Source organism: Halegenticoccus tardaugens (assembly GCF_004116405.1).
GTDB classification, from domain to species: domain Archaea; phylum Halobacteriota; class Halobacteria; order Halobacteriales; family Haloferacaceae; genus Halegenticoccus; species Halegenticoccus tardaugens.
The window spans coordinates 516,137-532,630 of the sequence record NZ_SDIC01000001.1; the positions used below are offsets into that span (position 1 = coordinate 516,137).

19 protein-coding genes are annotated in these 16,494 nt (G+C 69.0%); 9 read left to right on the top strand and 10 right to left on the bottom strand.

Annotation, left to right across the window (positions count from 1 at the left end; all coding sequences use genetic code 11):
- Positions 1-50: 50 nt before the first annotated feature.
- Positions 51-710, bottom strand: coding sequence for a helix-turn-helix domain-containing protein (locus C3L37_RS02725; protein WP_129113078.1), 660 nt, complete (start codon positions 708-710; stop codon positions 51-53).
- Between the two features lie 30 nt (positions 711-740).
- Complete coding sequence (locus tag C3L37_RS02730; RefSeq protein WP_129113079.1) at positions 741-1,850, bottom strand: right-handed parallel beta-helix repeat-containing protein; 1,110 nt, start codon at positions 1,848-1,850, stop codon at positions 741-743.
- A gap of 147 nt (positions 1,851-1,997) precedes the next feature.
- Here C3L37_RS02730 and C3L37_RS02735 point away from each other — a divergent pair, with 147 nt between their 5' ends.
- A complete protein-coding gene (locus C3L37_RS02735; protein ID WP_129113080.1) occupies positions 1,998-2,831 on the top strand; it encodes an alpha/beta fold hydrolase in 834 nt (277 codons plus the stop codon).
- Here C3L37_RS02735 and C3L37_RS02740 read toward each other — a convergent pair.
- Positions 2,816-3,379 (bottom strand): SDR family NAD(P)-dependent oxidoreductase, encoded by a 564-nt coding sequence (locus C3L37_RS02740; protein ID WP_129113081.1) that lies wholly within the window; start codon positions 3,377-3,379, stop codon positions 2,816-2,818. The two genes, C3L37_RS02735 and C3L37_RS02740, sit on opposite strands and share 16 nt — an antisense overlap.
- Between C3L37_RS02740 and C3L37_RS24690 the strand changes: the two genes are divergently transcribed.
- Positions 3,308-3,568 carry a hypothetical protein gene (locus C3L37_RS24690; RefSeq protein ID WP_228546106.1) on the top strand — a complete coding sequence of 87 codons (261 nt, stop codon included), beginning with the start codon at positions 3,308-3,310 and terminating at the stop codon, positions 3,566-3,568. The two genes, C3L37_RS02740 and C3L37_RS24690, sit on opposite strands and share 72 nt — an antisense overlap.
- Before the next feature lie 57 nt (positions 3,569-3,625).
- Here the strand turns inward: C3L37_RS24690 and C3L37_RS02750 are convergent, their stop codons facing one another.
- The 3 genes from C3L37_RS02750 to C3L37_RS02760 form a co-directional block, all read right to left on the bottom strand.
- Positions 3,626-4,717, bottom strand: coding sequence for a hypothetical protein (locus tag C3L37_RS02750; protein ID WP_129113082.1), 1,092 nt, complete (start codon positions 4,715-4,717; stop codon positions 3,626-3,628).
- Positions 4,718-4,758: 41 nt separating this feature from the next.
- On the bottom strand, positions 4,759-5,238 hold the full coding sequence (gvpO, locus tag C3L37_RS02755; protein WP_164974640.1) for a gas vesicle protein GvpO: 480 nt from the start codon (positions 5,236-5,238) through the stop codon (positions 4,759-4,761).
- 116 nt (positions 5,239-5,354) lie between these two features.
- Positions 5,355-5,765 (bottom strand): DUF2267 domain-containing protein, encoded by a 411-nt coding sequence (locus tag C3L37_RS02760; RefSeq protein WP_129113084.1) that lies wholly within the window; start codon positions 5,763-5,765, stop codon positions 5,355-5,357.
- Between the two features lie 131 nt (positions 5,766-5,896).
- Between C3L37_RS02760 and C3L37_RS02765 the strand changes: the two genes are divergently transcribed.
- The 5 genes from C3L37_RS02765 (at position 5,897) to C3L37_RS02785 (ending at position 9,652) form a co-directional block, all read left to right on the top strand.
- Positions 5,897-6,136, top strand: coding sequence for a hypothetical protein (locus C3L37_RS02765; protein ID WP_129113085.1), 240 nt, complete (start codon positions 5,897-5,899; stop codon positions 6,134-6,136).
- Between the two features lie 7 nt (positions 6,137-6,143).
- Entirely contained in the window at positions 6,144-6,791 is a 648-nt protein-coding gene (locus tag C3L37_RS02770; RefSeq protein WP_129113086.1) for a metallophosphoesterase family protein, read from the top strand.
- Positions 6,792-6,933: 142 nt separating this feature from the next.
- Positions 6,934-8,379, top strand: coding sequence for an arginine/ornithine antiporter ArcD (arcD, locus tag C3L37_RS02775; protein ID WP_129113087.1), 1,446 nt, complete (start codon positions 6,934-6,936; stop codon positions 8,377-8,379).
- Positions 8,380-8,480: 101 nt separating this feature from the next.
- Positions 8,481-9,089, top strand: coding sequence for an HdeD family acid-resistance protein (locus C3L37_RS02780; RefSeq protein ID WP_129113088.1), 609 nt, complete (start codon positions 8,481-8,483; stop codon positions 9,087-9,089).
- A 98-nt stretch (positions 9,090-9,187) separates the two neighbouring features.
- Positions 9,188-9,652 (top strand): hypothetical protein, encoded by a 465-nt coding sequence (locus tag C3L37_RS02785; RefSeq protein WP_129113089.1) that lies wholly within the window; start codon positions 9,188-9,190, stop codon positions 9,650-9,652.
- Between the two features lie 45 nt (positions 9,653-9,697).
- Here C3L37_RS02785 and C3L37_RS24695 read toward each other — a convergent pair whose 3' ends face one another.
- Positions 9,698-10,162: a hypothetical protein gene (locus C3L37_RS24695; protein WP_228546085.1), complete on the bottom strand. Its 465-nt coding sequence runs from the start codon at positions 10,160-10,162 to the stop codon at positions 9,698-9,700.
- A gap of 174 nt (positions 10,163-10,336) precedes the next feature.
- Positions 10,337-10,777, bottom strand: a complete 441-nt coding sequence (locus C3L37_RS24700) for an LD-carboxypeptidase (protein ID WP_228546086.1) — start codon at positions 10,775-10,777, stop codon at positions 10,337-10,339.
- 172 nt (positions 10,778-10,949) lie between these two features.
- Between C3L37_RS24700 and C3L37_RS02795 the strand changes: the two genes are divergently transcribed.
- The gene (locus tag C3L37_RS02795) at positions 10,950-12,158 is read left to right on the top strand and encodes a glycoside hydrolase family 5 protein (protein ID WP_228546087.1); all 1,209 of its coding nucleotides are present in this window, start codon (positions 10,950-10,952) and stop codon (positions 12,156-12,158) included.
- A 41-nt stretch (positions 12,159-12,199) separates the two neighbouring features.
- Here C3L37_RS02795 and C3L37_RS02800 read toward each other — a convergent pair whose 3' ends face one another.
- Together C3L37_RS02800 and C3L37_RS02805 are read right to left on the bottom strand one after the other, a co-directional pair.
- The gene (locus tag C3L37_RS02800; RefSeq protein ID WP_129113090.1) at positions 12,200-12,718 is read right to left on the bottom strand and encodes a NosD domain-containing protein; all 519 of its coding nucleotides are present in this window, start codon (positions 12,716-12,718) and stop codon (positions 12,200-12,202) included.
- Between the two features lie 230 nt (positions 12,719-12,948).
- Positions 12,949-14,220, bottom strand: coding sequence for a cation:proton antiporter (locus C3L37_RS02805; protein WP_129113091.1), 1,272 nt, complete (start codon positions 14,218-14,220; stop codon positions 12,949-12,951).
- A 460-nt stretch (positions 14,221-14,680) separates the two neighbouring features.
- On the opposite strand from C3L37_RS02805, the gene C3L37_RS02810 reads away from it, so the two are divergent.
- Positions 14,681-16,378, top strand: a complete 1,698-nt coding sequence (locus C3L37_RS02810) for an asparagine synthase-related protein (protein WP_129113092.1) — start codon at positions 14,681-14,683, stop codon at positions 16,376-16,378.
- Positions 16,379-16,494 lie beyond the last annotated feature (116 nt).

The window sequence follows — 16,494 nt, forward strand, 5'->3', positions numbered from 1 at the left end:
CGAACGGGAGAGGGGCTACAACGACCGCGAAGCGGCGTCGCGTGGGAAACTCAGCTCGGAACCGCGTGCCTCGTGATGCCGGTGTGTTCGAGCAGCGCCGCCTGTCCTCGGCGGAGGCGTCCCGCGACCGCGCGCGGGGAGATACCGAGCACCCCGGCGAGCTCTTCGAGCGTCGCCCCCCGGGGTTCGTCGAAGTAGCCTTCCCTGTGTGCGACCGCCAGCGCTTCGCGCTGTTCCCGCGTCAGTCCGTAGTGTCGATCCGCCGGCCGCTCCGTCGACTCCGAGAGCCGAACCAGCTCGATCGGCACCCCGTTGTCGAGACAGAAGCGCTTGAACGCGGTCGCGGATTCCGACCGGGCGAACCGCACCTCGAACGTCCACTCCACGCAGGTCGCGCCCGCCTCCAGGATCGTCCCGTCGGTTTCGACGAGCCCCCGGAGCGTCCCGGCCGCGTCGCGGTTCCACTCGGCGTTGTACAGCGCCCCCCCGTCCACCCGATCGACGGCCGCGAGCCGGTCGATCGCGGGCTCCTCGCGCGCCGCCGCCTCGAACCCGTCCGTGTCCGGCCCCCACACCCAGAAGAAGGGCATCACGGTGTCGTTCGTCGGGATGACGCGATCGAGTTCGAGGCTCATCTCCGGATTCTCCCCGAGCGATCTCCCGAGCGCGCACGCCTGCGCCGGGACGGTAAACGTGACGACGACGCTCATGGTCGATACAACGGTGCCGAGCATATACCACTATCCCCCGCGCGTCGACCCGCCGTTCGATTCGTCGTCGGAACCGCCGCTCGCCCCGGCGATCCCCGCGCGTTCGTTCCCCCGGACGACGTTGTTCGACAGCGCGGCGTCGCCGGAGTCGATGAGGCTGATCCCCTGTCCGTTGTCCGTGACGGTGTTGTTCGCGATCCGGTTGCCGGCGCTCGAGATGAGCAGGATGCCCTGCGCCCGGTTTTCGGAGGCGGTGTTGTTCTCGATCGCGTTGCCCGGGCTGAAGTGCAGCCGCACGCCGACCTGGTTCTCGGTCGCGGCGTTGCCGGCGATGGTGTTGTTCCCCGACCCGTCCATGAGCACGATCCCGTAGAAGCGATTCGAGACCTCGTTGTCCGCGACGACGGTGTCGTTCGCCGCGGAGAGCCACACGCCGCCGATCCGGTTGCCCGTCGCCGCGGTGCCGCGGACCTCGTTCCCGTCGGCGGCGATGAGCGCGACGCCCATCTCGTTGCCCCGGGCGACGTTGTCGACGAGGCGGTTGTCCGTCGCGCCGCCGACGAGGTGGACGCCGAACAGCGTGTTGCCCGCCGCGGTGTTGTTCACGAGCCGGTTGCCGTCGCTGGCGTCGGCCAACGAGATCCCGTGGACGGCGTTCTCGCGCGCGGCGTTGTCCGCGAGGACGTTGCCGCTCGATCGCACGAGGAAGGTCCCGATCCGGTTGTCCTCGGTCGTCGTCCCCTCGATTCGGCCGTCGGTCACCGAGACGTACCGGATGCCGTCGTCCCAGCCCGAGACCGCGACGTTCCGCACGGTCACGTTCTCGACGCGGTCGCCGCCGCCCCCGGCGATGACGCCGGCGGTGCCGAACTCGCCGACGCCGTCGACGGCGTGGCCGCCGCCGTCGAAGGTCACGTCGCTCGACTTGATTCGGATGCACTGGTCGGCCCCCGCGTCGGTGATGTCCCCGGCCAGCTCGTACCGACCCGGCTCCGTGATCGTCGTACAGGAGTCGACCCGGTTCGCGTCGGACGCGTTCGTCTCCGGGCCGTCCCCGTCCGGCGGGACGACGGCGCTACACCCGGCCAGTACGACCAGGACGCACGTCGCGACGACCGCGAGGTGACGATCGGCTCGCATGCGTGACCGTTCGACGACCCGCCTCTTGGTAGTTCGCGTCGGTGGCGAGCGTCACTTCCCGTCGAAAACGTCCGTTACCGCCATCGGCCATCTCGCGTCAACTCCCGCAACCGTGCCTTCACGGTCCCGGCGCCCGTAGCCGAACACATGCCCGCGATACCGACGGCGGACGGCGACTGCTCACTCCACTACCGGGCGCGCGGCGACGGCCAGCCGCTCGTGTTCGTCCACGGCGGGTGGCTGAACGGGGAGATGTGGGACGCGCAGGTCGAGCACTTCTCGGATCGCTACCGGGTCGTCGCGGTCGACCTCGCCGGCCACGGGGAAACCGACACCGCCGCGCGGGACGACTACTCGGTCGGAGCCGCCGCGGACGATCTGGCGACGCTGGTCGCCGAACTCGACCTCGACGCACCCGTCCTCTGCGGGCTCTCGCTCGGGAGCCTCGTCGTCCAGGCGTACGCCGCCGATCGGCCCGAAGCGGTCGCCGGGGCGATCCTCTGCGGCACCATGCGGACGTTCCCCCCGATTCCGATCACGCCGCTCCAGCAGCGGTTTCTCTTCCCCAAACCATCGATCCACGCCGCCATCCGGACGTTCGGCCCCGGCGCGTACTTCCGCGGCCTCCTCGGGGGCATCCGCAGCGTGGAGGGCGGACGCTGGCTCGCGCTCGACGACGACGCGCGGGCGTACGCGCTGGCGCAGGTCGACCGCTTCTCCACCGAGGAGTTCATCAAGGTGTTCGACGCCCTCTACGAGTTCGAGCCCCGCGACCTCTCCGCGCTCTCCGCGCCGACGCTGCTGCTCCACGGCGACCGCGAGGCGAGCACGCTCGTCGCCCAGACCGGCCAGCTCGAACGGTCGCTTCCGAACGCGTCGCGGACGACGGTGGCCGACGCGGCGCACCTCGCGAACATGGACAACCCGACCGGGTTCAACGCCGCGCTCGACGACTTTCTCGCCGATCACGCGAGCCGCTGAACCAGCCGCAGCGCCCGGTCACGGACCGTCGTCGGGGCGAGTCGATCGAGCAGCAGCGCCGCCCCGTAGGGGCTGGACCGGTACCGGGCGTCGGGATCGGGATCGGACGCCGCCTCGACGACGACCTCGGCCACCGCCTCCGGTCGGAGCGCGCCGGGGGCCCTGTCGATCGTTCCGCGACCGTCGTAGAGTCCGTCGAACCACTCGTAGGCTCCGGTGCGATCGAGGTTCTCGATCGTCCGGAGCGCCGTCTCCCCGAATCGCGTCTCGACCGGGCCGGGTTCGATCAGCACCACGTCGATGCCGTGTCGAGACACCTCGGCGCGGAGGGTGTCGCTCATCGCTTCGAGCGCGAACTTCGCGCCGCAGTAGGCCCCCTGTCCGAGCATCGTCGTCCGCCCGTAGACGCTCGACACGTTGACCACGGTTCCCGAACCGCGGCGCCGCATGGACGGTAGCGTCGCACGCGTGACCCGGTGCGGGCCGAAGGCGTTGACCTCGAACTGCTCTCTCAGGTGCTCGACCGGGAGCTCCTCCAGCGGTCCCAGTTGCCCGTAGCCCGCGTTGTTGACGAGACAGTCTTCCCGCGCGGCGCTTCTCGAACCGAGGCGGCGGCGTGTACCGGTATCGCGACGTCCCGCAGCGGCTCTACGAGGAGCTCTTTGAGCGCGTCGTCCCACGGCGAGTACTTCCACGAACGCGTTCGCGGGCAGTACGACTACCGGCGAATCAGGTAGCCGTCGCTCGCCGCCCGCCTCTCGATTCTCACCCGTTCTCCGACCCGCCCTCGACGCTCAGGTCGCGCGCCGCCCTTCGAGTTCGTCGACCAGCCGATCGGCGAGCGCCTGAAGCTCCTCGTCCGAGAGACCCCCGAGGTCGCCCAGCGTGTCCTCGGCCGCCTCGTCCGCGTCGCGCTCCTCGTCTCCGGAGTCGGCTTCCGCCTCCTCCGCGTCCTCGTCGCCTTCGTCGTCGCCGTCGCCGTTCCCCTCGCCCTCGGCCTCCGACTCCGGCGCTTCGTCTCCTTCCCCGCCCTCGGCGCCTTCGGATTCTGCTTCGTCGACGCCCTCCTCGTCCTCGGTTTCGGCTTCCTCGTCTTCGCCTCCGCCTCCGTCGCCGTCTTCTCCGTTCTCCGGTTCGGCTCCTTCGCCTTCGGCATCTTCGCCTTCCTCCGACTCTTCGGTTTCGGCCCCTTCACCTTCCTCCGACCCTTCGGTTTCGGCCTCCTCGTCCTCCTCCGACTCTTCGGCCTCCCGTTCCTCCGCGCCCGGCTCGTCGTCTCCGCTCTCGTCGTCGCCGCCGTCGTCCTCGATGAGGATCCGCTTCGCCTCGCGCGTGCCGGCTTCGAGCGAGTCGCGAACTCCGGCGAGTCCCGAGTCGCCTTCGTCCTCCGACTCGGCCGATTCCGTTCCGTCGAGGAAGTCGGTGAGCGCCGCGTCCTCGTCGGACGCAGCGAAGGACCGCAGCGCCCGCCCGAGCGCCTCGCCGAGTTCCCGCCCGACGATCTCGCCGATCTCGCGGCCGAGGACGGCTCCGACCGACCGACCGGCGGACTCCAGCGCCGCCTCCCCCTCGGTCTCCTCGTCCGGCTCTCCGCCGGTCCCCCCTTCGGCGGATTCGTCGTCGCCGCCGAACGACGACCGGACGTACGCCTGCACGCGACGGCCGACGACGGCCCCGAGTTCGCTCCCGAGGAGTTCGCCGAGCACTCGGCCGACCTGCGCGCCGGTCTCCCGTCCGAACGCCTCCCAGAACTCGGCGCTTTCTACCTCCTCGTCGAGATCGGGGCCCACCTCCCGGGCTACCCTCTCGAAATCGAATCCCGCTCGGTCGAACGTTTCGGCGACGCTGCCTCCGTCGGTCGATCGTTCCGTGTCTTGCTGGCTCATGGTTCGGTTCCGTGCGTTCGCTCCGCCCGTCGAGTCGACCCTCACTCGGCGGTTCCGGCCGAGGCGTCGAACTCGCCGCCCTCTCGCAGCGCGCTGAACTCGCTTCGGCGGTACCGGTCGGTCCGCCGAAACTCGGCGACGGTCCCGGACTCGTCCACGGTGAGGAGATACCGACCCATGATGTCCTGCGTGTCGGGTATCGACCGCCGCTCTATCACCTCGACGCCGACCGTCCAGCCGTCGTCGCTGGGGGTGATCTCGACGACCCCGTCCACGGGGTGTCGGATCAGTTCCTCGGCGTCCGCTTTGGCCGCCTCGCGCACGCGCTGGATCTCGTTCGGTTCGTCGCCTTCTGCATCCGTGGCGTCCTCCGCCGACCGACCGTCTGCCTCGTCGTTCGCGTCCCCTTCGGTCGATTCGGAGCGTTCTCTCGACCCTTCGAGGGCCTCCGAGAGGCGATCGAGCGCCTCGTCGAGCGCCTGTTCTCGTCCCGCGCCGCCTTCAGATGCTGAGTCTGCCACGCTATTCACCCACGTGGATCGTCGAGACGGACGATTATAATCGTTCGTCAGGTGCAAATCCTGTAGTTTCAGAGGATTTGGAATAAAGGAGCGATTCGACGCCGTCGATCGGCGGCTCACCCGGCGTCCTCGTCCGCCTCGGCGAGTTCGAAGAGGCGATCGTACTCCTCGGGGAGCGACGCCCGAACGTCCTCCATCTCGCCCGGCGGAGCCACGTCGCTCACCACGTCGACGACGAGCTGGGCGTGGTAGGCGGCGTCGGCGCGGTCGTCCTCGCTCATTCGCTCGCGCTCGACGACGCGGGCGACGAACTCGTCGAAGCCGAAGCGCTGGGCGTGCGACTCCGGCTCCTCCGTGAGAAAGCGGTCTATCTCCATCGGAAGCGGTCCGGCGAGGTCGGTCGCTTCGCCCTCCGGCAGCCGCTCGCCGAGCGTCGTGAGGACGGCGCGGGCGGTCCGCAGCGCCTCGCCGCTCGAAGCCAGTCGGGCGCGGTTCTGCACCTGCCCGAGGAACTGATCGAAGTCCATGGTGGGAGGTGACGGAAGCATCCACTTAGAAATGCTGCCTGGATATCACAACCCGCGTCAGTGGGCCGGACGGACAGGTCAGCGGTCGCGGAGATCCGAACGCACTCGTCGCTCGCGGTCGAAGGTGCGCCATGGCCGCGGAGTTCACCGACGCGCAGACGGGAAAGCGGGTGCTCGACCGGCGAGGCGGCGAGGTCGGCACCGTGAACGACGTCCGAAACGGCGAACTGTACGTCGAAGTCGGGCCGGGCGTCGACGAGGAGACGCTGGACGAACTCGGCTGGGGAGGGCCGGTTCACCGGGGGGTTCACCGTCTGGAGGCGCGCTTCGTCACGGAGACGACCGACGAGGCCGTCCGGCTCCGGGTGTGAATCCGCCGTGCTCGTCCTCGGAGACGCCCACGCGGACGATCCGGAGAACCGACGCGCCCTCCTCGCCGCCTACCGCGCCGCCGCCGAGGAGCGCGCGCTCCAGGTCGGCGACCTCCTGTGCTACGATCTCCCAGCCCCGACGTGGTTCGTCGCCGGCAACAACGAGGACTTCGACGTGATCGAGGCGCTCAGGCGCGGCGACGGCTCGCTCGCGGGGGACGCGCGTCCGCACCTCCTCGCCAGTACCGCCGTCGAACTGGACGACCTCCGGATCGCGGGCCTCTCGGGGAACTACGCGCCGACCAGGTACGACCGCTCTCGGAGGGACCTCACCGGCGACCGCCGCCGCCACTTCGTCAGAGAGGACGTCGAACGCGCGAAACGTCTCGAAGACGTGGACGTGCTCGTGACGCACGAGGCCCCGCACGGGCTCCTCTCGTTCGGCTACGATCCGGGCTGCCGGCCGATCGACGAACTCCTGGCCGAACTGGAGCCGTCGCTCTGTCTCGTCGGACACTACCACCGCCACGCCGAAAGCGAGTTCGGGGGAACGTGCGTGCGAAGCCTCGCGCCGGTCTGGGAGAGCTACTACACGCTCGACCCGGCGACGCTCGCGCTCGAACGGCACGACGCGCCCCCCGGCGACGGGGCGTGAGCGCGACCGACGAGGCCTCCCGACGATCGCCGGGAACGGATCGACGCCCACGCGGAGCCGACCGAGAGACGTGCCACCGAATCACATGCTTGGTGGGAATAATCCGATTCACTTTAATGCGCGAACTGCATAAGTCGCGGTGATGGCCCCATCGGACTTCGCGCCGCTCACGTTCGAGGAACTGGACCCGGAGCGCCGCCCGTCGCTCGGACTCGCGCTCTTGCCGGTCGTCGCGCTCGTCGCGTTTCTCGGCGTCGGCTCCGCGGTCCTCGAACTCGATCCGCACGTCCCGCTGCTCTGGAGCATCCTGTTCGTCGCGCTCGTCGGCCGGTACGGGGTCGACCTGCGGTGGGACGACCTCTTCGACGGCGTCGCGCGCGGGTTGAACATGGGATTGCAAGCGCTTCTCATCATCTTCACGATCTACGCGCTCATCGCCACCTGGACGAGCGCGGGGACGATCCCTGCCCTGATGTACTACGGGCTCGACCTCCTGAGCCCCGCCGTGTTCCTGCCGGCGGCCGCGCTGCTCGCGGCCGTGGTCGCCTTCTCCATCGGCTCGTCGTGGACCACGGTCGGCACGCTCGGCGTCGCGTTCGTCGGCATCGGCTCCGGACTGGGCGTCCCCGCGCCGATGACCGTCGGAGCCGTCCTCTCCGGCGCGTACGCCGGCGACAAGCAGTCGCCGCTGTCGGACACGACGAACCTCGCCGCCGGCGTGACGAACACCGATCTGTACGACCACATCCGCGCGATGCGCGTTGGCACGGCGGCCGCCTTCGGCGTCGCCGTCCTCGCGTACGCCGCGCTCGGGCTCCGCGCGGCCGGCGACATTCCCGTCGACCGCGTCGCGGCGATTCAGACCGCGCTGGCGGGGACGTACGAACTCTCGCCGGTCGTGTTCCTCCCGCTCGTCGTGACGTTCGGGCTCGCCCTCCGCGGCTCCCCGGCGCTCCCCGCCCTCGTCGCGGGCGCGCTCGCCGGCGTCGGCACGACCATCGCCGTCCAGGGCGGTTCGTTCGCGGGGGCGTGGGAGGTGTTCATGTACGGGACGAGCCCCGAAACGGGCGCGAAGCTCGTCGACGACCTGCTCGCGAGCGACGGGCTCGTCGGGTCGTCGTGGACGATCACGGTCGTCGTCGCGGCGCTCGCGCTCGGCGGGCTCCTCGAAAAGACGGGCGTGCTGGCGGTGCTCGCCCACCGCCTCTCGAAGTCCGTGAGCGGGGTCGGCGGGCTGGTCGCCGGCACCGGCGTCGCGGCGGCGGCGACCAACGCGCTGACCGCCCAGCAGTACATGAGCATCGTCGTCCCCGGTCTGACGCTCCGCAACCTCTACGACGAGTACGACCTCGACAGTTCGGACCTCTCGCGCGCCGTCGAGGCGGCCGGGACGCCCACCGGCGCGCTCATCCCGTGGCACGCCGGCGGCGTCTACATGGCGACCGTGACCGGGGTCGCCACCCTGTCGTACGCCCCGTACTACCTCTTCGGGTTCCTCTCGCCGCTCGTGCTCTTCGTCATGGCGGTCACGGGGTGGCGGCTCGCCCGCTCGGAGCCCGCGACCCCGACCGCCGGCGCGGCGGACTGAGGGCCGGATCTCCCGGACATATCGTCCAGCCGTCGTGTCAGTCAGAAAAACCGTGAACGCCGTTTATCTCCGCTCTCGACGTACTGTGGTCGGTGAACCACATGAGTGAAACCACGGAGAGCAACGCGGTCGAGATGAGCGTCGAAAACAGCGCGCGCGAAAGCTGGCGGTACCTGCTGGGCGCGGGGATCCTCATCGGGCTCCTCGGCCTGCTCGCCATCGCCTTCCCGTTCGTGACCGGGATCGCCCTGTCGGTGCTGCTCGGCGCGGCCCTCGTCGTGGGGGGCGTCGTCCACTTCGCGCACGCCTTCTCGGGGCGCGGCTGGAAGGGCGCGACCGTTCAGGTGATCCTCGCCGTCGTCTACGTCGGCGTCGGGATCGCGCTGATCGCCAACCCGGTGGTGGGACTGTTCACGCTGACGATCCTCCTCGCGGCGTTCTTCCTCGCCGACGGCCTCATCGAGATCTACGAGGGGTTCCGGCTTCGCCCCGAGGCGAACTGGGGGTGGATGCTCCTGAGCGGCGTCACCTCGCTCGCCCTCGCCGGGCTCATCTGGATCGGCTTCCCCGCCGACGCGGCCTGGGCGGTCGGGCTCCTCTTCGGCGTGAACCTGCTCATGACCGGGCTCGCGATGACGTTCGTCGCCATGGGCGGCCGCAGCGCCGACAGGGATGCGACCGCCGGCATGGCGAAGGCGCGCGGAGCCTGAGTCCGCGCGTCGCTCGTTTTTCGTCCGCGTCCGGGAGACGAACGTATTAGCCGTTCGCCCCCCTCCTCCCGCCGTGACCGACCGACGGCTCGCTCGTCATGACCGCGAGCTTCGTCGCCGCGGCCCTCTGGACGGCCGACACGCCGAGCGCCGTCGTCGTGGCGACGATGTTCGTCACGGGCGTCGGCATGGGCGCGGTGACGATCCCCCTCCTCACGATGATCCAGAACCACTTCGGCGCGGCGCGGATGGGCGCGACGGCCTCCCAGCAGTTCTTCCGGAACCTCGGCGGGACGATCGGCGTCTCGCTTCTCGGGTTCGTGATGACGCTCGCGATGCGCGAGCGCCTCGATCGGGTTCCCGGCGTCTCGAACCTCGGCGACCTGCGCGAACGGCTCCTCGGGGGCGGACGCGCCGGCGAGGCGTTGCTCCCGGTGCTCCTGGAGGGGTTGACGTGGACGTTCGCCGTCTCCGTCGTCGTCTGCGCCGTCGCCGCCGTCGCGCTCTACGCGCTCCCGTCGCTGGGATCGGAGCCGCCCGCCCCGGCAGCGAACGACGACTGAGCACGTCCGCGGACCGCCGCCGAATGTTCGGCCTCCGTCGCTCGTTCAATCTCGACGCCCGTCGTCCGTTCGGTCGCGACTTCCGTCGGCCGTTCGGCCCCGAAGCGCCGGGAAGTCGATCGTCCGCTCGTCGGTGTCGATCACCGCGTCCGCGCCGAGCGGCAGCGGGAGCACCGGCGCGGTGTGGCCGACGTCGAGGTCGAACACGACGGGCAGCTCGTCCGCGTACCCGTCCACGGTCTCCGCGATCGCCCGTCGCTGCCGGTCGCGGTACCGCTCGCGCTCCGCCGGCGTCTCGCCCGGCGTCTCAGGCTTCCCGACGAGCACCGCCTCGATTTCGCGGAGCGCCCCCCGCTCGCCGAGAACCGAGAAGAACCGCTCGACTTCCGCCGCGCAGGGGGTCTCGCCGGACGTCTCCACCACGAGCGCGTGACCCGAGAGCGCGTCCGTCGCGAGGTACGGCGAGCCCAGCATCAACTGGGTTTCGAGCATCTCGAAGCACCCGCCCACGGTCGGCGCGCGGATCCGCCCGACAGAGGGATTGTGCCACCGCCACCCGTTCGCGGGGAACCACGCCCGCGGATCCCCGGTTTCGAGGTCGAAGTACTCGTCCGTCCACTCGTCCGCCGGTTCGATGCGACCGAAGGGCGTGGCCCGGAGTGCCCGTTCGACGAACCGGCGCGTTTACGGGTGCGGCTCCGCGTCGGCCGCCAGGTCGGGGAACGCCTGTCCGCCGTAGAACGAGACCACTCCCGCGGCGTTCGCGAGCAGGTGGAGGTGGGTGTTGTCGCTGCCGGCGAGAAACCGCTTCGGATTTCGCCGGAAGACGCCCTCGTCGAGGTGTGACAGCAGTTCGTGGCACGCGTTCCCGCCCATCGCCGCGACGACGGCGTCGATCCCGTCGTCCTCGAACGCGCGGCGAACGTCCGCCGCCCTCGCCTCGGGGTGCCGTCTGAGCCACTCGGTGTCGCGCCGCGCGGTCGGATACCGATCGACCGTCACGTCGAACGAGGCGAGGCGGGCGAGGCCCCGGGCTAGCCCGGCGTCCGGCGGGGCGTGAGAGGGGGAGATCACCGCGACGGTTCCTCCGGGCTCGACCGGGGGCGGGTACTGTCGCGAAGGCATGCTGTGCGCTCGGTACGCCCTCCCCGGAGTTCGGGTTTTCCATCGGCCGTCCGAGCGACGGTTTCGACGGACGATAGCCGGTTGACGGACGTCCGAACCGGTTTTTCCGACGAATTTTCACGTAGAAACGAGAAGAAAATACGTTAAGAGGTACACCCACGTAATTATCAGCATGCAACGGTATACGCGCCGGCAACTCCTCGCCGGCGGCGCCGCGGTCGGCGTCGCGGGACTCTCCGGCTGTAGCGCGCCCGTAAACCCCTCCGGACAGCAGCGGACGCCGACCGAAAACGAGACCGGCTCCGCGCCGAAGGAGACGCCAGAATCGGACGACGACGTCGAGATCGACCAGTCGGAACTGGACCCGGTCGACGTTCGGGGCGCGATGTACATCCCGTCGCGGGCGTACAACACCTACCAGATGTGGGGCGACTACGACCCCGACGTGATCGAGCGCGACCTGGGCTACGCGAGCAATCTCGAGCTGAACTCCCTCCGGACGTGGCTGAGCTTCGAACTCTGGGAGGAGGACGAGGAGGACCACGAGGGGGCGCTGGATCACTTCCTCGAAACGGCCGACGACTACGGTATTCGGCCGATCATCGGGCTCTTCGAGGGCGTCGGTCGAAAGCCGACGCGCGAGAACCTCACCGACACCGACCCCCGGACCGCCACCGGCGTCTACTCGCCGGGCGACGAGGTGCTGAACAACCCCTCGAAGTGGGACGGGCCGAGACACTTCGTCAAGTGGTTCATGGACCGCTACCGCGACGACGACCGAATGTTGGCGATCGAAGCGATGAACGAACCCGGGTGGTGGGAGAACAAAAAACGGTTCACCGAGGCGATGTTCGGCGTCATGGGCAACCACCGCGGCGACGTCCCGCTCACCGTCGGCTCGACGAGTCTCGCGAACAACGTCGATTACATGGACTGGGGCTCCGACGTCGTCCAGTTCCACTACAACTTCCCGTCGACGCACGATCAGTACCGCGACCTGCTCGGGCAGGCCGTCTCCATCGAACGGGCGTCGTCACAGCCGGTGTACCTGACCGAGTGGCAGCGCATCCGCTCCGGTCGCGGGTTCGCCTCCGCGATCGAGGGTGACGAGTGGCAGCCGAACTACTCGTCTGTCGCACCGATCGTCCACCAGTCGGGCGTCGGAAACTACTTCTGGTCGCTGATGGTCAAACCGGCGTACGTCCCCGCCCAACGGAAACTCGGCGTGATAAGCGGCGTGTTCCACGAGGACGGTTCTGTCTGGAGCCTGGACGACGCCAGGTCGCTGAAGGCGATGTCGGGGGACGACTCGTTCGACGCCGAGGAGCGCCGCGAGTGGCCCGAATTCGCCGAGGAAGCGGAGAAGGCGTTCCGGGGTTGAACGGCGACCCCGTCCGCGTTCCGTGCGCCGCGACCGACCGCTCAGAACAGATCCGAGGGGAAGGGTTCGTCGTCGATCGACGCGACGTGATTCGAATCGAGCGTGTTGTTCGACAGCCGGTTGGCCGTGGCGGCCGGGCCGACGCCGACGAGGTTGTTCGAGAGCGTGTTGCCGACGATGGCGTTGTCGACCGCGTTTTCGAGGTAGATTCCGTGGGCGTTCTCCCGCGCCGTGACGTTTCTGATCGTCGCGTCCGTGACGTTCTTCAGGTAGATCCCACGGTTCCACCGGAACACGGTCAGGTTCTTCACCGTCACGTTCGTGAGCGTCGACGACGAAGCGACGGTGACGCCCTTCGTCCCGCTGATGCCGCCCCCGCCGACCATCCGTCCTCGCCCGTCGAGGACGACGTCGCTCGATTCGATCCTGATGCAACTCTCCGAGAGATTCGTCCCGGGGCTCCCCGTCAGATCCGTGGCGAGTACGTACTCGCCGGGCTGTGAGATCGTCGTCGGGCCGTCGATCCGCTCCGCCCCGCCGAAGTCGATCGGGACCGACATCAGGCGGCCCCCGTCCGACCGGAACGCCGGGATCCCGGACGCGGTACACGGCGAAACTGTTCGTCGGGCGACACGAGCGACTGACTCGGCGACGGCATACGGATGCAGACGGCCGTTCGATATTTATGTCCGCTGGCCGATCGCGCTCACTGATACCACGCGGCAGCGGCGGCTTCGTGAGGACGCCGTCGCCGCGCCGCGCGGCGACGGGCGGGACGGGCGATCTCCGCTCACGCGCCCGGAACGCGTTCTTTGACCGTGTCCACCGCCGGCGTGGCGGCCACGCCGTGGACGACGACCGAGACGAGCACGACGCAGCCGACGAGCGCCCAGATCCGGTCGGCGGCCGGAAACGCCGCCTGGTTGACGCCGTACGAGAGGTAGTAGAACGAGCCGATCCCTCGGATGCCGAAAAACGAGATGACCGCCTTCTCGGTCCACGCCCGGGCGAACCCGATCAGCCCGACGAGGCCGGCGGCCGGTCTGACCACGAAGACGATGGTCGCCGCGACGGCGGCGTCTCGGACCGTCAGCGGATCGAAAAGCCCCGTCGCGATCGCGCCGCCGAAGAGCACCATGATGAGCGTCATCAAAAGCTGTTCTCCCTTCTCCGCGACGTCGTGGAGCGTCGCGTTGTACTCGTGTCTCTTCTCGTAGTTCCGTATCCACAGCGCGGCGACGAACACCGCGAGGAAGCCGTACCCACCCGCGATCTCCGTCGCGCCGTAGGCGAAGAGCGTCCCGCCGAGCGCCTCCAGTCCCCGGACGGACTGCGCCAGCTTCGTCTCCGCGGAGAGCTGAAAGATGAGACGGGCGAGGAGCACGCCGGCGGCGACGCCGCCGACGAGCCCGACGCCGATCTTGTAGAGGACGTACTCGGTCAGCCACGTCTCGAGCCAGTTTTCGGGCGCGACGCCGAGGGCGACCATCGAGATCGCGAGGTACGTAAACGGGAACGCGAGGCTGTCGTTCAGTCCCGCCTCCGAGGTGAGCGCGAACCGGACCTCGTCCGCCTTCCCCTCCTTTTCGTCGATGGCGATCCCCTCCTCCCCCTCGCCCGGCTCTTCGACCTGCACTTCGGACGCGAGCACCGGATCCGTCGGAGCGATGACCGCGCCGAGGAGCGCCGCAGCCGGGACGACGAACCCCGCGACGCCCCAACCCAGGAGGGCGGCCCCCAGTATCGAAATCGGCATCGTGACCGCCAGCAGTCGCCAGGTCGACGTCCACGACGCGACCCCCGGGACGCGGTCGAGCTTCAGACCGGCGCTCATCAGCGCCAGGATGACGCCGAGTTCGGTGAGCTTCTCCGCGACCGTCCCGTGTTCGAGCGGGTCCGGCGACGGCAGCCCCAGCGGCAGCGAAAACACCACGACGCCGAGGCCGACGTAGAAGATCGGGAGCGAGATGGGGCGACCCGACACGAGCCGCGGCAGGAGCGTCACGCCGAGCACCGCGATCCCGGAAACTGTCAGCCCGACTACGTACGGCTCGAGCGCCATCGAGTGCGGATACGAACGGGGGACTAAAAACCACACTGGCACTTCCCGATCGCAACCGGAGCCTTCCCCGCAGTATCCCCCGGCTACCCCGACCCGGCCTCCCGTTAGGATGCCCATAGATAAGTGGCCACGAATGTTCGTTTTCTCGTAATGGTCGTGCGTATCGATCCGGTGTATCCGGAGTTCCGTACGCAAACGCGGGCTCTCCGTCCGCCGCTCCGCAGAGTGTCCCCTCCACGCAACGCTTCGACCTCGATCCGTCGAGGTCCGATACCAGCCGTCGGTTCTGCCGCCGCGATCCGCCGCACGGGTCCGACTGGGCCCGCGCGGCCGGCCCATCGAGGGCGCGTCGACGCGCGCGGAGAGCGCCCGCCCGCCACAACGCTTATTCCGCACGGCGGTCGAGCGCCGCTACAGCGGAGGTCTCGGTCGATCGCCGAGATTCGTCGGGGGAGCGTCCATGAGTAGCACACTCGAAGCGGGAGCCGGGCGATCACAGTCGCCGCCAACGGGTATGAAAAAGGAGGTGTTCGGCGTGTTCGGCGACCGCGAGGCGCTCTCGCGGTTCCGATCGGAGCGGGCGTTCGACGCCGTCCTCGAAGGCGAAGGCGTCGCGGTCGGCGTCCGGGACGCCGGTCTCGGCGCCTCCGGTCGGACGGCTCGCTATTCGAACGACCGCGGGTCCTGTCTCCTCTTCGGCGACGCGTTTCCAGCCGACGGCGACCCCAACGCCGCCCGTTGGCTCCTCGATCGGTACGAGGCGGTCGGACGCGAGGCGCTCGCCGAACTGAACGGCTCGTACCTCGTCGTACTCGAACACGGCGGCGAGGCGTTCGTCGCCACCGACCCGATCCGATCGTGGGAGTGTTTCTACGCCGATCTCGGCGGCGTCCGGGCCTTCAGTACCGACCTCTCGGCGCTCGTGAGCCGCGTCGACCGCTCGCGAGTCCGCCGGGAGGCGCTGCTCGAATTCCTGCACGTCGGGACCGTCCTGGGGGATCACACCGTCTTCGAGCGGATCGACCGCGTTCCCTTCGACGGGTACCTGACCGCGCGGGAAACCGGATCGTTTCGCCGATTCGTCTACGAGCCGGCGACGTTCGACTACGTCGGCGAGCTCGCGGAGCGACTCCGGCGGGCCATCCGACGCCGAGCCGACCTCCCCGGCAGAAAGGGGCTGCTGCTCTCGGGCGGGAAGGATTCGCGGATCCTCCTCTCGCAGCTTCCCGGCATCGAACAGTGTTACACCATCGGCGACCCGGACGCCCGCGAGGTTCGATCGGCGCGGAAGGTCGCACGCCAGTACGGCGCGGCGCACACCGTGTTGGTCCCCGACGATCGGTATCTACAGCCCACGGCCGAGAAGCTGCGCTACACGCAGGGTATCAAGGAGTCGCTCCACATCCACCACGCGGGTTACAACGACGCGTTCGACGTGGACACGATGTACCACGGAGCGCTGTTCGACACGCTGCTGAAGGGGTACTTCCTCGAACGCGACGGGGTGAGCGCCTTCGGCTCGAAGCTCCCGTCGACGCGGCTCCACCCCGACCCGGATCCGATCGACTCGCTGCTCGGCACGCTGGGGTACTATCCGGAGGCCAGCCTGCGCCTCGCCGACGCCGCCAGCGATTACTTCGGCGACATCGCGCTCGACTCGCCCGACGAGTTCCTGCGAGAGCGGTTTCGCGCGGAGCTGGAGACGTGTTGGGAGCGCACCGATTCGGTGCACAACGCGATGGACCTGCTCGTCATCAAGAACCAGCCCGTGTTGCCGTTCCGAACGCACATCGCCGACAACTACTTCGAGTCGTTCATCGCCGCCGACGCGGAACTGCTCGACTGGCACCTTCGGGCGCCGCCGGCGTACCGCCACGACGAGACGTTCTGGAGGGCGTTGAAGCGGATCGACCCGCACATCTTTCGCCATCGGCCGCCGAGCCAGCCGCACTCGTCGATCAGGATGAACCAGATCGAGCGGTTTCTCCGCCGGAAGCTTCCGCTCGTGGAAGCGTTCCAACCCGCCTGGCCCGACCGCGACGAGGTGTACCGCGCGTACGACATGGACGAAGAGCTATTCCCGTTCTGTCAGACGGTCCGGGACCTCCCCGTGCGCCTGAAGCTTCGAATCAACGACATTCGCTGGTGGTTGGCCTGAGGAGCGGCCTCGTCGCCACCTGATCGCCGAGCCGCGACTCACCGCGCCGTCTGGGATTATACGGTTGTTAATCCGGTATTTAATTCCGTTTAGTATGTCCATACTCATGAACGTTC

Bases quoted from the DNA above. Each gene is read 5' to 3' on its own strand.
- C3L37_RS02725 (WP_129113078.1), bottom strand. From the start codon at position 710: ATGAGCGTCGTCGTCACGTTTACCGTCCCGGCGCAGGCGTGCGCGCTC.
- C3L37_RS02730 (WP_129113079.1), bottom strand. From the start codon at position 1,850: ATGCGAGCCGATCGTCACCTCGCGGTCGTCGCGACGTGCGTCCTGGTC.
- C3L37_RS02735 (WP_129113080.1), top strand. From the start codon at position 1,998: ATGCCCGCGATACCGACGGCGGACGGCGACTGCTCACTCCACTACCGG.
- C3L37_RS02750 (WP_129113082.1), bottom strand. From the start codon at position 4,717: ATGAGCCAGCAAGACACGGAACGATCGACCGACGGAGGCAGCGTCGCC.
- C3L37_RS02760 (WP_129113084.1), bottom strand. From the start codon at position 5,765: ATGGACTTCGATCAGTTCCTCGGGCAGGTGCAGAACCGCGCCCGACTG.
- C3L37_RS02765 (WP_129113085.1), top strand. From the start codon at position 5,897: ATGGCCGCGGAGTTCACCGACGCGCAGACGGGAAAGCGGGTGCTCGAC.
- arcD (WP_129113087.1), top strand. From the start codon at position 6,934: ATGGCCCCATCGGACTTCGCGCCGCTCACGTTCGAGGAACTGGACCCG.
- C3L37_RS02780 (WP_129113088.1), top strand. From the start codon at position 8,481: ATGAGTGAAACCACGGAGAGCAACGCGGTCGAGATGAGCGTCGAAAAC.
- C3L37_RS02785 (WP_129113089.1), top strand. From the start codon at position 9,188: ATGACCGCGAGCTTCGTCGCCGCGGCCCTCTGGACGGCCGACACGCCG.
- C3L37_RS24700 (WP_228546086.1), bottom strand. From the start codon at position 10,777: ATGCCTTCGCGACAGTACCCGCCCCCGGTCGAGCCCGGAGGAACCGTC.
- C3L37_RS02795 (WP_228546087.1), top strand. From the start codon at position 10,950: ATGCAACGGTATACGCGCCGGCAACTCCTCGCCGGCGGCGCCGCGGTC.
- C3L37_RS02800 (WP_129113090.1), bottom strand. From the start codon at position 12,718: ATGTCGGTCCCGATCGACTTCGGCGGGGCGGAGCGGATCGACGGCCCG.
- C3L37_RS02805 (WP_129113091.1), bottom strand. From the start codon at position 14,220: ATGGCGCTCGAGCCGTACGTAGTCGGGCTGACAGTTTCCGGGATCGCG.
- C3L37_RS02810 (WP_129113092.1), top strand. From the start codon at position 14,681: ATGAGTAGCACACTCGAAGCGGGAGCCGGGCGATCACAGTCGCCGCCA.